This window comes from Streptomyces sp. NPDC058955 (assembly GCF_042741435.1).
In the GTDB taxonomy this organism is placed as follows: Bacteria; Actinomycetota; Actinomycetes; order Streptomycetales; family Streptomycetaceae; genus Streptomyces.
Genome location: NZ_JBHYKM010000002.1, coordinates 86,779 through 102,851 on the forward strand (window position 1 = coordinate 86,779; position 16,073 = coordinate 102,851).

At 74.6% G+C, this 16,073-nt stretch carries 14 protein-coding genes and 1 pseudogene; 10 read left to right on the top strand and 5 right to left on the bottom strand.

The genetic code is table 11. The features are described from left to right. The first annotated feature begins 231 nt into the window (after positions 1–231). From ACFW1I_RS01420 to ACFW1I_RS01430, 3 genes are all read left to right on the top strand, one after another. Positions 232–735, top strand: a complete 504-nt coding sequence (locus ACFW1I_RS01420) for a hypothetical protein (protein ID WP_384664985.1) — start codon at positions 232–234, stop codon at positions 733–735. A gap of 630 nt (positions 736–1,365) precedes the next feature. Then, positions 1,366–2,640 carry a glycoside hydrolase family 3 C-terminal domain-containing protein gene (locus tag ACFW1I_RS01425; RefSeq protein WP_384665164.1) on the top strand — a complete coding sequence of 425 codons (1,275 nt, stop codon included), beginning with the start codon at positions 1,366–1,368 and terminating at the stop codon, positions 2,638–2,640. Positions 2,641–2,731: 91 nt separating this feature from the next. Continuing rightward, entirely contained in the window at positions 2,732–3,397 is a 666-nt protein-coding gene (locus ACFW1I_RS01430; RefSeq protein ID WP_384665166.1) for a DedA family protein, read from the top strand. Between the two features lie 131 nt (positions 3,398–3,528). On the opposite strand, the gene ACFW1I_RS01435 is transcribed toward ACFW1I_RS01430, so the two are convergent. After that, positions 3,529–4,056, bottom strand: coding sequence for a gamma carbonic anhydrase family protein (locus tag ACFW1I_RS01435; protein WP_384664987.1), 528 nt, complete (start codon positions 4,054–4,056; stop codon positions 3,529–3,531). A 148-nt stretch (positions 4,057–4,204) separates the two neighbouring features. On the opposite strand from ACFW1I_RS01435, the gene ACFW1I_RS01440 reads away from it, so the two are divergent. After that, positions 4,205–5,053: an acyltransferase gene (locus tag ACFW1I_RS01440; RefSeq protein ID WP_384664989.1), complete on the top strand. Its 849-nt coding sequence runs from the start codon at positions 4,205–4,207 to the stop codon at positions 5,051–5,053. Between the two features lie 28 nt (positions 5,054–5,081). Here ACFW1I_RS01440 and ACFW1I_RS01445 read toward each other — a convergent pair whose 3' ends face one another. After that, on the bottom strand, positions 5,082–5,945 hold the full coding sequence (locus tag ACFW1I_RS01445; protein ID WP_384664991.1) for an EamA family transporter: 864 nt from the start codon (positions 5,943–5,945) through the stop codon (positions 5,082–5,084). Positions 5,946–6,064: 119 nt separating this feature from the next. On the opposite strand from ACFW1I_RS01445, the gene ACFW1I_RS01450 reads away from it, so the two are divergent. Both ACFW1I_RS01450 and ACFW1I_RS01455 read left to right on the top strand, forming a co-directional pair. Then, the gene (locus ACFW1I_RS01450) at positions 6,065–6,637 is read left to right on the top strand and encodes a helix-turn-helix domain-containing protein (protein ID WP_384664993.1); all 573 of its coding nucleotides are present in this window, start codon (positions 6,065–6,067) and stop codon (positions 6,635–6,637) included. 44 nt (positions 6,638–6,681) lie between these two features. Continuing rightward, positions 6,682–7,248: a YbaK/EbsC family protein gene (locus ACFW1I_RS01455; protein ID WP_384664995.1), complete on the top strand. Its 567-nt coding sequence runs from the start codon at positions 6,682–6,684 to the stop codon at positions 7,246–7,248. 119 nt (positions 7,249–7,367) lie between these two features. Here ACFW1I_RS01455 and ACFW1I_RS01460 read toward each other — a convergent pair whose 3' ends face one another. The 3 genes from ACFW1I_RS01460 to ACFW1I_RS01470 form a co-directional block, all read right to left on the bottom strand. Continuing rightward, positions 7,368–7,808, bottom strand: coding sequence for a CoA-binding protein (locus ACFW1I_RS01460; protein WP_384664997.1), 441 nt, complete (start codon positions 7,806–7,808; stop codon positions 7,368–7,370). A gap of 117 nt (positions 7,809–7,925) precedes the next feature. Next, positions 7,926–9,509, bottom strand: a complete 1,584-nt coding sequence (locus ACFW1I_RS01465; protein ID WP_384664999.1) for a carboxylesterase/lipase family protein — start codon at positions 9,507–9,509, stop codon at positions 7,926–7,928. Between the two features lie 216 nt (positions 9,510–9,725). Next, positions 9,726–11,216 carry a long-chain fatty acid--CoA ligase gene (locus ACFW1I_RS01470; protein ID WP_384665001.1) on the bottom strand — a complete coding sequence of 497 codons (1,491 nt, stop codon included), beginning with the start codon at positions 11,214–11,216 and terminating at the stop codon, positions 9,726–9,728. A 186-nt stretch (positions 11,217–11,402) separates the two neighbouring features. Here ACFW1I_RS01470 and ACFW1I_RS01475 point away from each other — a divergent pair, with 186 nt between their 5' ends. From ACFW1I_RS01475 to ACFW1I_RS01490, 4 genes and pseudogenes are all read left to right on the top strand, one after another. Beyond that, positions 11,403–12,833, top strand: a complete 1,431-nt coding sequence (locus ACFW1I_RS01475) for a PucR family transcriptional regulator (RefSeq protein ID WP_384665003.1) — start codon at positions 11,403–11,405, stop codon at positions 12,831–12,833. A 9-nt stretch (positions 12,834–12,842) separates the two neighbouring features. Then, on the top strand, positions 12,843–13,469 hold the full coding sequence (locus ACFW1I_RS01480; protein WP_384665005.1) for a YigZ family protein: 627 nt from the start codon (positions 12,843–12,845) through the stop codon (positions 13,467–13,469). A 256-nt stretch (positions 13,470–13,725) separates the two neighbouring features. After that, positions 13,726–14,901 carry an exonuclease SbcCD subunit D gene (locus ACFW1I_RS01485; RefSeq protein ID WP_384665006.1) on the top strand — a complete coding sequence of 392 codons (1,176 nt, stop codon included), beginning with the start codon at positions 13,726–13,728 and terminating at the stop codon, positions 14,899–14,901. Next, positions 14,898–16,043: pseudogene (locus ACFW1I_RS01490) on the top strand (AAA family ATPase); the annotation flags it as partial. The gene ACFW1I_RS01485 and the pseudogene ACFW1I_RS01490, both read left to right, overlap by 4 nt. Positions 16,044–16,073: the final 30 nt, after the last annotated feature.

Genomic DNA, 16,073 nt, shown 5'->3' on the forward strand with positions numbered 1-16,073 from the left:
GGGGGGGGGCGCGCGCGCCCGGGCCCCCCCCCCACGGCGCCCCGCCCCGGGGGGGCGGGGGGGGGGGGGCCCCGCCCCCGGGGCCGTGCCGGACCGGCGGTGCGATCGGTGGACCTCTCGCCTCTGGGGCGCTATCCGGCCAATCTATTGACGTGTACCTGACAATTCAAGAGGCCCATGGGACCTTTCATGGCGCGCACATCCCACAAGGAAGCGGCCAGAAGGAGCGACATGAGGCAGATATCGGCACTCACCTGTGCCACCGCCCTGATCATCGCAGCCACCGCCGGAGCGGCCACGGCGGCGAACGCCTTCGACTCGACGGCGACGCAGCAGGTCGACGGCGTGATCGTCGTCTCGGGCAGCACCTGCACCTGGACCAACGCCCGGACCAGCGCCAACCCGCCCACCGCGCTGTCCATCGACCGCACCAGCATCAACGCCCCCGGTGGCAACCTGAGCTGCAGCGGAGGCATCACCGCCGCCCTCAACAACAACCCCAACGTCACCTTCGACGACGCGGCCGGCCGGGCCAGGGCCGACGTCATCGACATCACGGGAACGCAGTACGGCATCTCCTGCCGCTACAAGGCGAGCAACGTCCTGCTGAACCGGGACGGCACCACCCGCAGGTACGTGAACCAGGCGTTCACCGCGACGAAGACCTCCGGCAGTTTCCTCTGCCCGGGATCCGTCACCACCGCCGCCGGCGACGCCTCCCTGCTCTTCCACTGACGCACGGCCTTCTCGCGAGGCCCGACCGCACCGGGTAGGCCCCGCACCCGACCACCGCCCTTCGGGTGGGGGTCGGGTCCGCCCCGGGGCGGCGGGGCGCAAGCGTCGGAGGCGTCCCGCAGACTGCGCACGGGGCCGGGCCCGGCGCCGTGGCGTCCGACCGCCGCCCCCGCACCGGGCCGCCGCAGCAGGCGGTCGGCCGTCCGCGCCCTGGAGCCGCCGCGTGTCCGACGAGACGACGACCCCCGACCACCACCGCGACCGCGACCACGCCCCCGTCCCGGCCCCCGCCCCGGGTGAATCCCGCCGGGGTCACGCGCGCGTGCGGGGCGTCCGCGTCCGGCTCTCCCGCCGGGCGCTGCTGCTCGCCCTCGCCGGCGGAGGCGCCGTCGCCGGCACGACGGCGCTCGCCCGAAGCACCGCCCACGCCACCGCACCCGCCGCGGCCCTCACCCCGGAGACGACCGCCACCACGGAGACCGCCGCCGCCCCTCCCGGCACCCGCGTCGACGACCTCCTCGCCCGCCTCACCCTCGACGAGAGGGTCTCCCTCCTCCACGGCGCCCCCGACCCCGCGAGCTCGGCCAGGCCGGCCACGTCCCCGACGCCGCCGCCCGCCCCCTCGACACGATCCGCGCGCGAGCGGGGACGGGGGCCGCCGTCACGTACGCCACGGGCGAGGACCTGTTCGGCCGCCCGCTGCCCGCGCTCACTCCCGCGCTCGACCTCGACGCGGTCGGGGTCGCGGCCGGCGCCGAGTGGAGCCGTACCGCCACGCTCACCACCACCGAGGCCGACGAGTGGACCTTCCTCGTCCACTACAGCGGCACCCGCCCCACCGTCACCCTCGACGGCACCGAACTCTTCCCCGTCCGCGAGGGCGTCGCCGAGTACTTCGCCGGCGGCCTCCTCGCTGCTGCCCTTGACGGCCTCGCCGTCCGCCGCGCCACCGTGCGCCTCGGCGCGGGACCGCACACGCTCGCCGTCACCGCCCACGGCAGCACCGGCGGGCAGCTCTTCCGGCTCCGCGCCGTCACCGGCGCCCACCGCGCCGCAGATCTCGACGAAGCCGTCCGCCACGCGCGCGTGGCGCACGCCGTCGTCCTGTTCGCGTACGAGGACGCCACCGAGGGCCAGGACCGCACGAGCCTCGGGCTCCCCGGCCGGCAGCGGGCCCTCATCGAGGCGGTGACCGCCGTCAACCCGCGCACGACCGTCGTCCTCAACACCTCGTCGGCGGTCACCATGCCGTGGCTGGAGCGGACCGCCGCCGTCCTCCAGATGTACTACCCGGGGCAGGAGGGGGCGGCCGCGACGACCGCCGTGCTCTTCGGCGACGCCGACCCCGGCGGCCGCCTCACCCAGACCTTCCCGGCCGCCGAGGACCGCCATCCGACCGCCGGCGATCCGCGCCGCTACCCGGGACGCGACGGGGTGGAGGAGTACTCCGAAGGGATCCACATCGGCCACCGCTGGTACGAGAAGGAGGGCGTCGCCCCGCTCTTCCCCTTCGGCCACGGCCTGTCGTACACGGCCTTCGCCTACGAGGACCTCACCGCGGGCCCCGCGGCTGGCGGATCCGGCGGCATCGACGTCACCTTCACCGTCCGCAACACCGGCCGCCGCCCCGGCGTCGACGTCGCCCAGGTCTACCTGGGCCCCGCGCCCGACCTCACCGCACGCGGCGTCGACCAGCCCGCCTCCGTCCTCGCCGGCTATCGCCGGGTCGAACTCGCCGCGGGCGAACGGCGCCGCGTCACCGTCCACCTCACCGCCCGCACCCTCTCCTCCTGGGACACCGCACGCGACGGATTCGTCCTCGGGACGGGCCGCCGGCCGCTGCGCGTCGGCCGGTCGGCGGCGGACCCCGGGCTCGGCACCACGGTCGAGGTCCGGCAGGGCTGAGCGGGTAGGCTGCCCCGGCGTGCCCGACGCGGGGCACGCCACCGCAGCGGCCCGCGACCGGGGCCGCGCCGGCACCGACGGGAGGACCGCGTTGCACGTCCAGGAGTGGCTGGAGACGATCCCGCCCGTCGCCATCTACGCGCTGGTGGGGGTGGTGATCGGACTGGAGAGCCTCGGCATCCCGCTCCCCGGCGAGATCGTCCTCGTCAGCTCGGCCCTGCTCGCCTCGCAGCACGGCGACATCAACCCGTACGTGCTCGGCGGCTGCGCGACCGCCGGCGCGATCATCGGCGACTCCATCGGGTACGCCATCGGCCGCAAGGGCGGCCGTCCGCTGCTCGCCTGGCTCGGCGGCAAGTTCCCGAAACACTTCAGCGAGGCGAACATCGCCCTGGCCGAACGGTCCTTCCAGAAGTGGGGCATGTGGGCGGTCTTCTTCGGCCGCTTCATCGCCCTCCTGCGGATCTTCGCCGGGCCCCTCGCGGGCGTCCTGAAGATGCCGTACTGGAAGTTCCTCGTCGCCAACGTCTTCGGCGGCATCCTGTGGGCGGGCGGCACCACCGCCGTCATCTACTCCGTCGGCATCGTCGCCGAGGCATGGCTGAAGCGCTTCTCCTGGCTGGGCCTGGTGCTCGCCGTCCTCGTCGGCGTCACCTCGATGCTCATCATCAAGAACCGCGCCAAGAAGGCCGCGGCGGAGGCGTCCGCGCAGCCCGCGGAGGCACCGCTGAAGCCGGAACCGGTCGCGGCGGACTGAGGCCGGAGCCGGTCGCGGCGAACTCATGCCGGAGCCGGTCGCGGCGGACTGGGGCCGGACCGTACGTGAGGGCGGCGCCCGGGACCATCCCCGGGCGCCGCCCTCCGTCGTCGTGCGCGAGGGACCCGCGGTCAGCCCTCGTACGCCTCCGCGTGGCCCTTGGCCAGGTGGAGGTACATCTCGGCGTTCAGCCGGATGCCCGCCCGTTCCTCCTCGGTCAGCGCGCGGCGCACCTTCGCGGGGACGCCGGCGACGAGCGAGCCGGGCGGGACCTCCATGCCCTGCGGCACCAGTGCCTGCGCCGCCACCAGCGAGCCGGCGCCGATCCGCGCCCCGTTGAGCACGGTCGCGCCCATGCCGACGAGCACGTCGTCCTCGATCACACAGCCGTGCACGGTCGCGTTGTGCCCGACCGTCACCCGGTCGCCGATGGAGACGGGGAAGCCGGGGTCGACGTGGACGGTGCAGTTGTCCTGGATGTTGGAGTCCTCGCCGACGGTGATGGGACCGCAGTCCGCGCGCAGCACCGCGTGGTACCAGACGCTGGCCCGCGCGCCGAGCGTCACCTCGCCGAGCACCACCGAGGTCGGGGCCGTGAACGCGGTCGGGTCGACGCTCGGCTCCTTGCCGCCGACGGCCTGGATCAACGCCTCTGCCATGGGGGTCACTCCTGTGGGTCTCTACGGCCCGTGCGGCCGTGGGGTGTCGCGCCTTCCGGTTGCTGCCCGCACCCTATGCCGGAGCCCATGACGGACATCACAGGGGACCGCACTGATCAGGCCCGACGCCGCCGACTACGGTGGCGGAGTGCCCAGAAACGGAAACACGTTCTCATCCCTCGCCGCCTGGCGGCGCCGGATCGTCGCCCACGCCCTCCAGGGCGGCTGGCGCTGGGCGCAGCAGGCGGGCGCGGTGACCGCGGAGCACCCGGGGAAGCTGCGGTTCCGGCGGCTGGGCGCGGGCACCCGACTGGCCTTCCCGCAGGGCACGGTCTTCGGCGAGCGGTGGATCGAGATAGGCGAGTGCTGCATCATCGCCGAGCAGGTCACCCTGACGGCCGGCATGCTGCCGGGGCTCGACCTCGGCACGGAGACGGTCCTCACCCTGGGCAACGGCGTCGTGCTCGGCCGCGGCAGCCACGTCATCGCCGACACCACGATCACCATCGGCTCGGACACCTACTGCGGGCCGTACGTCTACATCACCTCGACCAACCACAGCTACGACGACCCCCACGAGCCCATCGGCCGCCAGTGGCCCCGCTCCGAACCGGTCTCGATCGGCCCCGGCTGCTGGCTGGGCACGGGGGCGGTGATCCTGCCGGGCGCGCGGATCGGCCGCAACGTCGTGGTGGCCGCCGGTGCGGTGGTACGCGGGGAGGTGCCGGACCACTCGGTGGTGGCGGGCGCCCCGGCCAGGGTCGTACGCCGCTGGGATCCGGAACGGGGCTGGCAGCCGCCGCTGCGCACCCCCGCCCCGAAGCCCATCCCGGAGGACGTGACCCCCGAGCAGCTGGCGGCGCTGGCGGCCTGGGAGGTCGAGCAGGAGGAGGCGGCGGGGGCGGCGGAGGCGGACCTGGTGGCCGAGACCGGCCGGGTGACCGAGGCGGAGCGGGCGATCGAGGCGGAGCGGGCGACCGAGGCATCGGCCTCCTGAGGGTTCCGCCGCTGCGCGGTGGCGCGCGTCAGCCGCCCGCGATGAGGACCGTGCCGACGAGCGCGAGGCCCGCCCCGGCCGCCTGGATCGCCCGCAGCCGCTCGCGGAGGACGCCGAAGGCGGCGAGCGCGGTCACGACCGGGTAGAGGCTGGCGAGCACGGCGGCCACGAGGACCGGGCCGCGCTGCGCGGCCAGCGCGTACGTACCGTTGGCGGCGACGTCCGCGAGGCCCACGAAGGCGAGCGCCGGCAGCGCGCCGCGGATCACCCCGAACCCCTCGGCGGGCAGCGCGCGGCCCCCGCGCCGTACGGAGAGGTACAGGGCTCCGCCGCCGACGGCCACATTGGTCACGCGCTGCACGAACAGCGCCAGGAACAGGCCGGTCAGCGTGGTGGACGCCTCCGCGATCAGCGCCATCACGGCACCGAAGCCGAACGCGGCGAAGAGCGTGAGCAGCACCGCCTGCCGCTGGACCGGCGCACCGCGCAGCTCCGGGCCGCCCGCGAGGACGATGCCGACGACCGCCGCGGCGATGCCGCCGACCTGGAACAGTCCCGGCCGGTCGCCGAGCAGCAGGCCGACCGTCACGGGGACGACCACACCGAGCGAGCCGAGCGGCGAGACGACGCCCATCGGGCCGAGCGCGAGGGCCTTGTAGAAGGCGAGCATGGCGGCCGGTCCGACGACGCCGGCGGCGACCGCGAACCACAGCTCGGGACCGGCCTCGGTCCACGCCGCGGTGGCGACGACGACCGTGCCGAGGACGACGACCGCGAGGCACTGGGAGACCACGACGACGGTGAGGGCCGGGATGCGCTTGGTGAGCAGTCCGCCCCCGAAGTCGGCGAAGCCCCACAGGAGGGCGGTGGCCAGGGCGAACGCGGCGGTCATGGGGGGTCCTCGCAGGCAGGTAGGGGGTGGGGCGTCGCAGTACAGTGCAGTGCACAGTCGGGTGCACTGCACCTTAGTGCAGTCTGTTGAACTATGTCATCCAGGATATTGGACGGAATGTGTCGGACCTCGACCAGCTGACCCAGTCGCTCGCCCGCAACCTGAAGCGCTGGCGCAACGAACGGGGCTTCACCCTGGACGCCCTCGCCGCCCGCTCCGGGGTCAGCCGCGGCATGATCATCCAGATCGAGCAGGCGAGGTCCAACCCGAGCGTCGGCACCACCGTGAAGCTGGCCGACGCCCTCGGCGTCTCCATCACGACCCTCCTCGACTACGAGCAGGGCCCCCACGTCCGGCTCGTCCCGCCGGAGCAGGCCGTCCGCATGTGGTCCACCCCCGCCGGCAGCCACACCACCCTGCTCGTCGGCACCGAGGCCCGCGGCCCCCTCGAACTCTGGTCCTGGTCCCTCGTCCCGGGCGAAGGCAGCGCCTCCGACCCGCACCCGCAGGGCACCACCGAACTGCTCCACGTCGTCGCCGGCGTGCTCACCCTGGTCGTCGACGGCGTCGAGCACACCGTCCCCGCCGGCACCTCCGCCGTCTTCGAGGCCGCGGCCCCGCACACGTACCGCAACGACGGCGACGAGACGGTCGAGATGACCATGGCCGTCTCCATCCCGCCCGTACGCTGAGACGTCCGGCCGCGCGGCGGACGGGAGCGGCTAGCGTGACGCGCATGCGCGCACCCATCGGAAACTTCGACGACGCCCTGTCCGCCCCCGACTGCCTGGACCTGCTCACGGCGCCCGTGGCCGCGGCCGTCCGCGCCTGGACCGGCCCGGTCCCGGCCGACCAGGTCCTCTACGTCGACACCGACCCGGCCATCGCCGACACCGCCGTCTTCGTCGAGCACTACGGCCCCGCGCTCCTCGACGAGTCCGCGAACTGCGTGGTCGTCGCCGGCAAGCGGGGCGAGACGACGACCCTGGCGGCGTGCGTGGTGAAGTCCGCGACCCGCGTCGACGTCAACGGCGTCGTACGCAAGCACCTCGGCGTCCGCAAGGTGCGCTTCGCCCCGATGGACACCGCGACCGGCGACAGCGGCATGGAGTACGGCGGCATCACCCCCATCGGGCTTCCCGCCGACTGGCCGCTGCTGATCGACGCGGCCGTCGTCGACACCCCGTGGGTCCTCGTCGGCAGCGGCCGCCGCCGCGGCAAGATCATCGTCCCGGGCAAGGCATTTGCCCAACTCCCCAACGCCATCGTCCTGGAGGGGCTGGGCGTCCCGGCGACGACCTGACGGCGGCCTGACGGTGGCGGCATGACGGCGAACTGACCGCGGCATGACGGCGAGCTGACGCTGGGTGTGAGACCGCCCGGTGGCGCAACGGCCTGGTGGTGCAACGGCCTGGTTGGGCATCAGCCCAAGCGCGGGATCTCGATCGCGGGGCAACGGTCCATCACCATGTCGAGTCCGGCGTCCGTCGTGCGGGCGTACGCCGCCTCGTCGACGACGCCGAGCTGGAACCAGACCGCCTTCGCGCCGATCTCCCGCGCCGCGTCGGCGACCGCACCGGCGAGGTCGCTGTTGACGAAGACGTCGACGACGTCGACCGGGAAGGGGATGTCGGCGAGGGAGGCGTAGCCGGGCTCGCCGTGGACGGTCTCCGCCTTCGGATGGACCGGCACGATCCGCTTGCCGAAGCGCTGGAGGACCGCCGCCACGCCGTACGCGGCACGTTCCCGGTTGGACGAGAGACCCACGATCGCCCAGGTGTCACCCGTGCCGGTCAGGATCCGGCGGACGGTCTCCTCCTCGGAACGCTCCGTCGCCTCGGTGGTCGTGGTGTCGACGCTCATCCCTGGTGCCTGCCTTCTGTCCGTGCGGGGGCTTCCTCCGAGGTGAACCCGCCGAGCCCCCGGATCCTTCCCGTTTCCTTCCTCGTTCCGGGCGGGCGCTCGGCGGCCGGGGAGCGCTCAGGCGTCCCAGGAGCGGCGTTCGTCCTCGCGAGGGGCCAGCACCAGGGACGGCCGGCCCGGGCCGAAGGTCATGACGGGCCGCTCCGCGTCCCACGCCCGCCACCCGGGATCACCTTCCGTCGCGAACGCCACCCAGGCGGCGTGCATCGCCGCCGCCAGTTCGCGCGGCGCGTCCGGGCCCGTCATCGCCTCCGCCTCCGGCGTGTCCAGGGTGTCGAAGACGAAGCCGAGCTCCAGCGCGTGGCAGGCGCCCAATCCGAGCACCGGCGACGGCCAGCCGAACTCGTACAGAAAGGTGCGGCCGGCCGCCCCCGACCGCAGCCTCGCGTCGGCGACCCGGTTCAACGGCACCCGCAGCAACTTGTCGGTCGCCAGCGCGCCCAGGACCTCGCCGGGCCGCGCCTGCGGCCGGTTCGCCCGGTAGACGCGCGCCGTACGGGACGGCACCCGCGTCTTCCACAGGGCGAGCCGCAGCATCACCGGCGACAACCGCTCGACGAGCCCGCTCGGCACGAACCAGAGCCGGTACTCCTCCGCCGTCGTGCCCAACAGCAGGTCCACCTCGGCGGAATCCACGGCAGCTTCGACCTTGGGCAGGTGCCCAGACGCCTTCCCCCGGCCGGCATCCGCGCTCGCGCCCGCGCTTGCGGACGTCAGCGCCTCCACCGGATCGCGCGGCAGCACGTCCCCGTCCACCACGATCTGGAACGAGTGCCCACCGCCCGTCAGCGGCGAGCCCTTCGCCGTCACCTCTGCCTGGACCGTGAGCAGGTGCTCCCGGTCCACCGCCGCGAATGCCTCCGCCGTCGCGGGAATCCCCAGCCGCTCGGCTATCGCCTGCGTCGTCCGCCGCGCCCGTTCCAGCGGCAGCGCCATCGGCGCCCCGCTCTGCACGACCGCCCGCCGGAACAGACCGCGCGCGTGCGGCGAGGCGAGCAGCGCCGCGATCGAGATCGCGCCCGCCGACTCCCCGAAGACCGTCACCCGCCCGGGATCGCCGCCGAACGCCGCGATGTTCTCCCGCACCCACTCCAGCGCGGCGATCTGATCGCGCAGCCCGAGATTGGCGGGCGCGTCGGGGAAGACGCCGAACCCTTCCACTCCGAGCCGGTAGTTGACGGAGACGAGGACGACACCGTCACGCGCGAAGGCGGTCCCGTCGTAGACGGGCACGGCGTTCGAACCGTGGATCAGCGAACCACCGTGGATCCACACCATCACGGGCCTGCCGCTGTCTTCGGGACCGGTGGCACCCCAGGGCGCCCACACGTTGACGTGGAGGCAGTCGTCCCCCTCGACGGTGGGATCCGGCAACAGCGCGTCCAGCGGCGGAGCGTAGGGCCGCTTGGGGGCGGTCGGCCCGAACTCCGTCGCCTTCCGCACGCCCTCCCACGGCTCCACCGGCTCCGGCGCCCGGAAGCGGAGCGGCCCGAACGGCGCCCGCGCGTACGGAACGCCGAGGAAGCCGGCGACACCGTCCGCCACGTACGCCCCCCTCACCCTCCCCGCGACGAGGGCGGCCTCCGGCGCCCCCGCTCCGTACCCGGCGTACTGATCCCGATCCTGGTCCGGCGTCGTCATGACCGAGTCCTTCCGTGTCGAGTGGGTGCGCCGCCGCCGGCCTGTCGGAGACGGACGTCGCCGAAGCTGTGTCGGGCAAAGCCCCGAGAGCGGGCTCGGCCCCCGGGGCGAGGCGGGGCGGGGCGGGGCGGGTCGGGGCAGGGCGGTGCGGGTCAGTGCGGCGCGGGGCGGCGTACGGACCGGCTTACGCGCGGCGTCGGCTCTCCGGCGCGGCGGTCAGGGCGCCGGTGTCACCAGGGCGCGCTTGAGGATCTTGCCGGTCGGGCCCAGGGGCAGCGCGTCGACGAAGCGGACGACGCGCGGGTACTTGTGGCGGCCGAGGCGTTCGCGCGCCCAGTCGACGAGTTCGTCCTCCGTGACGGGGGCGGTGCCGGCGCGGCGCACCACGACCGCACACACCTCCTCGCCCTTCGTCTCGTCGGGGACGCCGATCACGGCGACTTCGGAGACCGACGGGTGACGGACCAGTACCTCCTCGACCTCGCGCGGATAGATGTTGAAGCCGCCCCGGATCACCAGGTCCTTCTTCCGGTCGACGATCCGCAGGAAGCCGTCCTCGTCCCGCGCGCCGAGGTCGCCGGTGCGGAACCAGCCGTCCACGACGGCCGCCGCCGTCGCCTCCGGATCGTCCAGGTAGCCGGCGAAGACGTTGTGCCCCCGCACCACCACCTCGCCGATCTCGCCGTCCGGCAGCAGCCGGATCGCGTCGTCGAGCGCCGCGTCGGCCACGCCGACCTCGACGCCCCAGACCGGATGCCCCACCGTGCCGGGGCGGCGCCCGAGGTGCGGCTGGTTGAACGTGGCAACCGGCGAAGTCTCCGTCAGGCCGTACCCCTCCAGGATCTGTGTCCCGAAGGTCTCCTCGAAGCGCTCCAGCACCGCGACCGGCAGCGCCGCGCCGCCGGAGACCGCCGCACGCAGCGCCTCGGGCCGCCGGTCCGAGCCGGCCGCGGCCTCCACCAGCGCGTGGTACATCGTCGGCACGCCCATGAACACCGTCACGCCCTCGTCGACGAGCACGTCCAGCGCCGCCGGCCCGCTGAACCTGGGCATCAGCACAAGCGTGGCTCCCTGGCGCAGCGTGCCGTTCATCGCGCACGTCTGGCCGTAGCTGTGGAAGAGCGGCAGACAGCCGAGCACGACGTCGTCCGCGCCGAGGCCGAGCAGATCCTGCGAGGTGACGGCGGCGTTCATGACGATGTTGAGATGGGTCAGCCGCGCGCCCTTGGGGCGCCCCGTGGTGCCGCTCGTGTAGAGGATCACCGCCGTGTCGGACGGCCCGGCGGGCTCCACCGCGGCCAGCGGCTCCGGCGCCGAGGGCGCCCCCTGGAAGGCCCGCACACCGGCCGCCCGGGCCGCCTCGTCGGCGACCGCCCACAACGGTCCGCCGCTCACGATCGCGACCGCGCCACTGTGCTCCAGCACAAAACGCACCTCGTCGGCGACGAGCAGCGCGTGCACCGGCACGACGGTGGCGCCGGCGGCGAGCGCACCGTAGTACACGCGCAGGAACTCCGTCGTGTTCGGCAGCAGCACCGCCACCCGGTCGCCCGGCTTCACCCCCGCCTCGCGCAGCCCGGCGGCGCAGCGCAGCGCCGCGTCCCACAGCTCGCGGTAGGTGAACCGGCTCGCACCCTCGACGACGGCGATCCGGTCGGGGAAGTGACGGGCGGACTCGCCCAGCACGCCGGCGACGTTCAGTGACATGACACGCTCCAGAGACGTGGAGTTGACGGCGGTGTCAACATTCCGTGACACGGCACAGAATCGATCGTGGAAGCGCCCCGAGGCCATGTGCAGACGCCCATCATGTGCCTTTCACAGCTGGGCATCGGCCCCTCGGCCACTCCCGGAGCGTGGCAATCGCCAAAGCGCGGCGCTACGGTGCGAGCCATGACGCCCCGCCCGCCCGGCGCCCCCGACCCCTCGCGCGACCGCCCGTCCGGCCCCCCGTCGCGCCCCTCACCCGACGTGACGGGCGCGCACCGCGCGCACACCCCGCTCGGATCGGCCGGCGGCTCCGGCGCCCTGCGCCGCTCCCTCGCCACCGCGCTCCTCGCCGACGTCGACCGGCTCACCGATCGGGCCGTCGCCGACATCCGCGCCCACTCCGGCACGTACGCCTCGGGGGATCCCGTCTCCCGGGAGGACCTCTGGGCGATCTGCCGCGACAACATGCTGCGCGCCCTGGAGGACTTCGGCGGGCTCGCCCCGACCGGCGGCGACTTCGAGGGCGCCGCCCGCGAGACCGGCCGCCGCCGCGCCGAGCAGGGCGTACCGCTCGACACCGTCCTCCAGGCGTACCGCCGCGGCGGGCGCGTCCTCTGGCAGATGATGGCCGAGCACCTGCGCACCCGGGCCGGCCGCCCGGCGGACAGCCGAGACCTGGAACTCGACATGGCCGGCGCCGTCTGGGAGACCATCGACCGCTACTCGGTGGCGATGGCCGACGCGTACCGCCTCGGCCAGCTGGAGCTCCAGAACCGCCAGGACACCCGCCGGGCCGCCCTCTTCGAGGCGCTCCTCGACGGCCGCGCCGACGACCCCGCCGTCGCGTCCGCCGCGGCCGCCGCGCTCGGCGTGCCCGCCCAGGACCGGTACGTCGTCGTGGTCGCCACCCAGGACCCGGCCGCGCCGCCGCATCCGGCGCCCGTCCTGGAGGCCCAGGGGCTGTGGTCGTTCTGGAGCCCCCGCTCGGGCCGGTACGCCGGCATCGTCCGCCTCCCGCGCCGCGACACGCCCGCCGGACGACTGCCCCCGCCCGGCGCCCGCCCCGACCCGGTGCTGCTCCGGCTCCTCGACGCGCTGCGCGAACGCACCGGCGCCACCGCCGGCGTCTCGCCCGAGTTCGAACGCCTCTCCCAGGCGGGCCGCGCCCTCCGGCTCGCCGAGCAGACCCTCCGTACCCTCCAGGCCGGCAGCGGCGAGGCCGCCGTCTTCGACGCGCGGCTCGCGGAGATCCTGCTGAGCGGACGCCCCGACATCGCGGAGCGGATCGTCACCGTCAACCTCGGGCCCGTCCTCGTCACCGGCGGCGAACGCACCGCACTCCTGACCACCCTCCGCGTCTGGCTCGACCACGGCTGCTCCGCCTCCCGCGCGGCGGAACTCCTCTACTGCCACCGCAACACCGTGCTCAACCGCATCGGACGCGTCGCCGAGCTCACCGGCCGCTCCAGCGAATCGGGCGAGGCACGCCTCGGTTGGGCACTTGCCCTGCGGGCTCTCTCCTACGTCGGCCAGCCCGACGCCCCCGGAGCCGCCTCCACCCTGGTGGAACCGTGCGGCCCGGGCGGCGCCGAAAGGGACCTGTACGGCACGTAGGCTGGCGGAATGCAGGAGCAGTACCGCACGCTGGCCCGCGAGGGCGTCCACGAGACCGAGATCAACCGCTCGCGCTTCCTCTGTGCACTCGCACCGGTCGCCGACGAGCACGAGGCGCAGGAGTTCGTGGCGCGCATCCGCCGGGAGCACCCGACGGCCACCCACAACTGCTTCGCCTACGTCCTCGGCGCCGACGCGTCCGTCCAGAAGGCGAGCGACGACGGCGAGCCCGGCGGCACGGCCGGAGTCCCCATGCTCCAGATGCTGCTCCGCCGCGAGATGCGGTACGTCGCCGCCGTCGTCACCCGCTACTACGGGGGCGTGAAGCTCGGCGCAGGCGGTCTGATCCGCGCGTACGGCGGCGTCGTCGGCGAAGCGCTCGACGCGCTCGGCACCATCACCCGGCAGCGCTACCGCCTCGCCACCGTCACCGTCGACCACCAGCGGGCCGGAAAGCTGGAGAACGACCTCCGGTCCACCGGCCGCGCCGTACGCGAGGTGCGGTACGCCGAGGCCGTCACCATCGAGATCGGCCTCCCCGACGCCGACGTGCCCGCCTTCCGGGCGTGGCTCGCCGACGTCACCGCCGGCGCCGCCACCGTGGAACTCGGCGGCGAGGCGTACGGCGACGCCTGACCCAGCACCCGCCCCGCCCGCCCGCGAGGCGCCGCCCCCTGCCCGCCCCGCCCGCCCCGCCCGCCCAGCCCGCCCACGACGGCCCAGCCCCGCCCGCCCGCGACGGCCCGACCCCCGTCCCGGCTCTCGCCCCATCCGCCGTGTGGCCCCGCCCACAGCCCCCGCCGGGTTAGCGTGGTGGACACACACGTGGTGGACACACAAGAGAGACACCAGGGGCGAGGAGCGGCACGCGCATGCGGGGTGGGATGACGACGTGAGGTTCCTGCACACCTCGGACTGGCACCTCGGCCGGTCCTTCCACCGCGTCGGCCTCCTCGACGCCCAGGCCGCCTTCCTCGACCACCTCGTCGCCACCGTCCGCGACCGCGAGGTGGACGCCGTCCTCGTCGCCGGCGACGTCTACGACCGCGCCGTGCCGCCCCTGCCGGCCGTCGAACTCTTCGACCGCGCGCTGCACCGGCTCGCCGAGGCGGGCGTCCCCACGGTCATGATCTCCGGCAACCACGATTCCGCCCGCCGCCTCGGCGTCGGCGCCGGACTCCTCGGCCGCGCCGGCATCCACCTCCGTACCGACCCGGCGGGCATCGGCACCCCCGTCGTCCTCACCGACGCCCACGGCGAGGTCGCCCTCTACGGCCTGCCGTACCTGGAGCCCGCTCTCGTACGCGAGCAGCTCGGCGCAGCGAAGTCCGGGCACGAGTCGGTGCTCGCCGCGGCCATGGACCGCGTCCGCGCCGACCTCGCCGCGCGTCCCGCCGGGACCCGCTCCGTCGTCCTCGCCCACGCCTTCGTCGCCGGCGGCGCGCCCAGCGACAGCGAGCGCGACATCACCGTCGGCGGCGTCGCCGCCGTCCCCACCGCCGTCTTCGACGGCGTCGACTACGTGGCCCTCGGCCACCTCCACGGCTCCCAGACCCTCACCCCGCGCGTGCGGTACTCCGGCTCCCCGCTCGCCTACTCCTTCTCCGAGGCCGACCACCGCAAGACCATGTGGCTGATCGACCTCGGCGCCGACGGAGCCGTCACCGCCGCCGAGCGCGTCGACTGCCCCGTGCCGCGCCCCCTCGCCCGGCTCCGGGGACGCCTCGACGACCTGCTCGCCGACCCCGCGCACGACCGGCACCAGGACTCCTGGATCGAGGCCACCCTCACCGACGCCGTACGCCCCCACGACCCGATGGCCCGGCTCGCCGAACGCTTCCCGCACACCCTCAACCTCGTCTTCGAGCCCGACCGCGCCGACACCGACTCCCTCGCCTCCTACGCCCAGCGGCTCCGCGGCCGCAGCGACCAGCAGATCGCGGAGGACTTCGTGACCCACGTCCGCGCCGGCGGCGGACTCGACGAGGCCGAACGGACCGTGCTGTACGGCGCCTTCGACGACGTCCGCGTCGACGCCGCCACCACCGAGCGCGAGGGGGGCCGATGAGGCTGCACCGGCTGGAGATCACCGCCTTCGGACCCTTCGGGACCACCCAGACCGTCGACTTCGACGCCCTGTCCACCGCCGGACTCTTCCTCCTCCACGGGCCGACCGGCGCCGGCAAGACCTCCGTCCTCGACGCCGTCTGCTTCGCCCTGTACGGGAGCGTGCCCGGCGCCCGCCAGGCCCCCGGCACCACCCTCCGCAGCGACCACGCGCCCGTGGACACCCCCACCGAGGTGCTGCTCGAACTCACCGTCGGCGGCCGCCGCCTGGAGATCAGGCGCAGTCCCGCACAGCCGCGGCCCAAGAAGCGCGGCGGAGGTTTCACCACCGAGAAGGCACAGAGCACCCTGCGCGCGTACGACCCCGCCACGCGCGCGTGGACCGGTCTCAGCAAGTCCCACCAGGAGATCGGCGAGGAGATCACCCAGCTCCTCGGCATGAGCAGGGACCAGTTCTGCCAGGTCGTCCTGCTGCCGCAGGGCGACTTCGCCCGCTTCCTGCGCGCCGACGCCGAGGCCCGCGGCAAGCTCCTGGGCCGTCTCTTCGACACCCGCCGCTTCGCCGCCGTCGAGGAACGCCTCGCCGAACTGCGCCGCGCCGCCGCCCACCGCGTCGAGGAGGGCGACGCCCGGCTCCTCGCGCTCGCCCACCGCATGGCCCAGGCCGCCGAGGGCCTTCCCGTCGCCCGTACCCCCGTCGACGGCAAGCCCGGCGAGCCCGGCCTCGCCGAGACCGTCCTCGGCTGGGGCGCCGTCGCCCGCACCGAGGCCCGAGAGGCCGCCGACATCGCCGGCGTACGCCTCGCCACGGCCGAACACGCCGAGGCCATCGCCCGCGCCGCGGCGGAACAGGCCCGGGACCTCGCCGCCCGCCAGGCCCGGCACGCCGAGGCAGTGCGCCGCCGCGAGGCGCTCACCGCCCGGATCCCCGACCGGGACCGGGACCAGGCCGCCCTCGACCTCGCCCTCAAGGCCGATCGGGTCGCCCCCGCGCTCGCCCTGCGCCACGAGGCGGAACGCGAACACGCGGCGGCCCTGGCCGTCCGCGGATCGGCCCGCGCCCTGCTGCGTCCCGACCTCGCCGAAGCCTCGGCCGAACAGCTCTCCACCCTGGAGAACCGCCTCCGTGAGGACCTCGGCGGGGGGGGGGCGCCCCGCCCCGGCCCGGCCCCG

Bases quoted from the DNA above. Each gene is read 5' to 3' on its own strand.
- ACFW1I_RS01420 (WP_384664985.1), top strand. From the start codon at position 232: ATGAGGCAGATATCGGCACTCACCTGTGCCACCGCCCTGATCATCGCA.
- ACFW1I_RS01435 (WP_384664987.1), bottom strand. From the start codon at position 4,056: ATGGCAGAGGCGTTGATCCAGGCCGTCGGCGGCAAGGAGCCGAGCGTC.
- ACFW1I_RS01445 (WP_384664991.1), bottom strand. From the start codon at position 5,945: ATGACCGCCGCGTTCGCCCTGGCCACCGCCCTCCTGTGGGGCTTCGCC.
- ACFW1I_RS01455 (WP_384664995.1), top strand. From the start codon at position 6,682: ATGCGCGCACCCATCGGAAACTTCGACGACGCCCTGTCCGCCCCCGAC.
- ACFW1I_RS01460 (WP_384664997.1), bottom strand. From the start codon at position 7,808: ATGAGCGTCGACACCACGACCACCGAGGCGACGGAGCGTTCCGAGGAG.
- ACFW1I_RS01465 (WP_384664999.1), bottom strand. From the start codon at position 9,509: ATGACGACGCCGGACCAGGATCGGGATCAGTACGCCGGGTACGGAGCG.
- ACFW1I_RS01470 (WP_384665001.1), bottom strand. From the start codon at position 11,216: ATGTCACTGAACGTCGCCGGCGTGCTGGGCGAGTCCGCCCGTCACTTC.
- ACFW1I_RS01475 (WP_384665003.1), top strand. From the start codon at position 11,403: ATGACGCCCCGCCCGCCCGGCGCCCCCGACCCCTCGCGCGACCGCCCG.
- ACFW1I_RS01480 (WP_384665005.1), top strand. From the start codon at position 12,843: ATGCAGGAGCAGTACCGCACGCTGGCCCGCGAGGGCGTCCACGAGACC.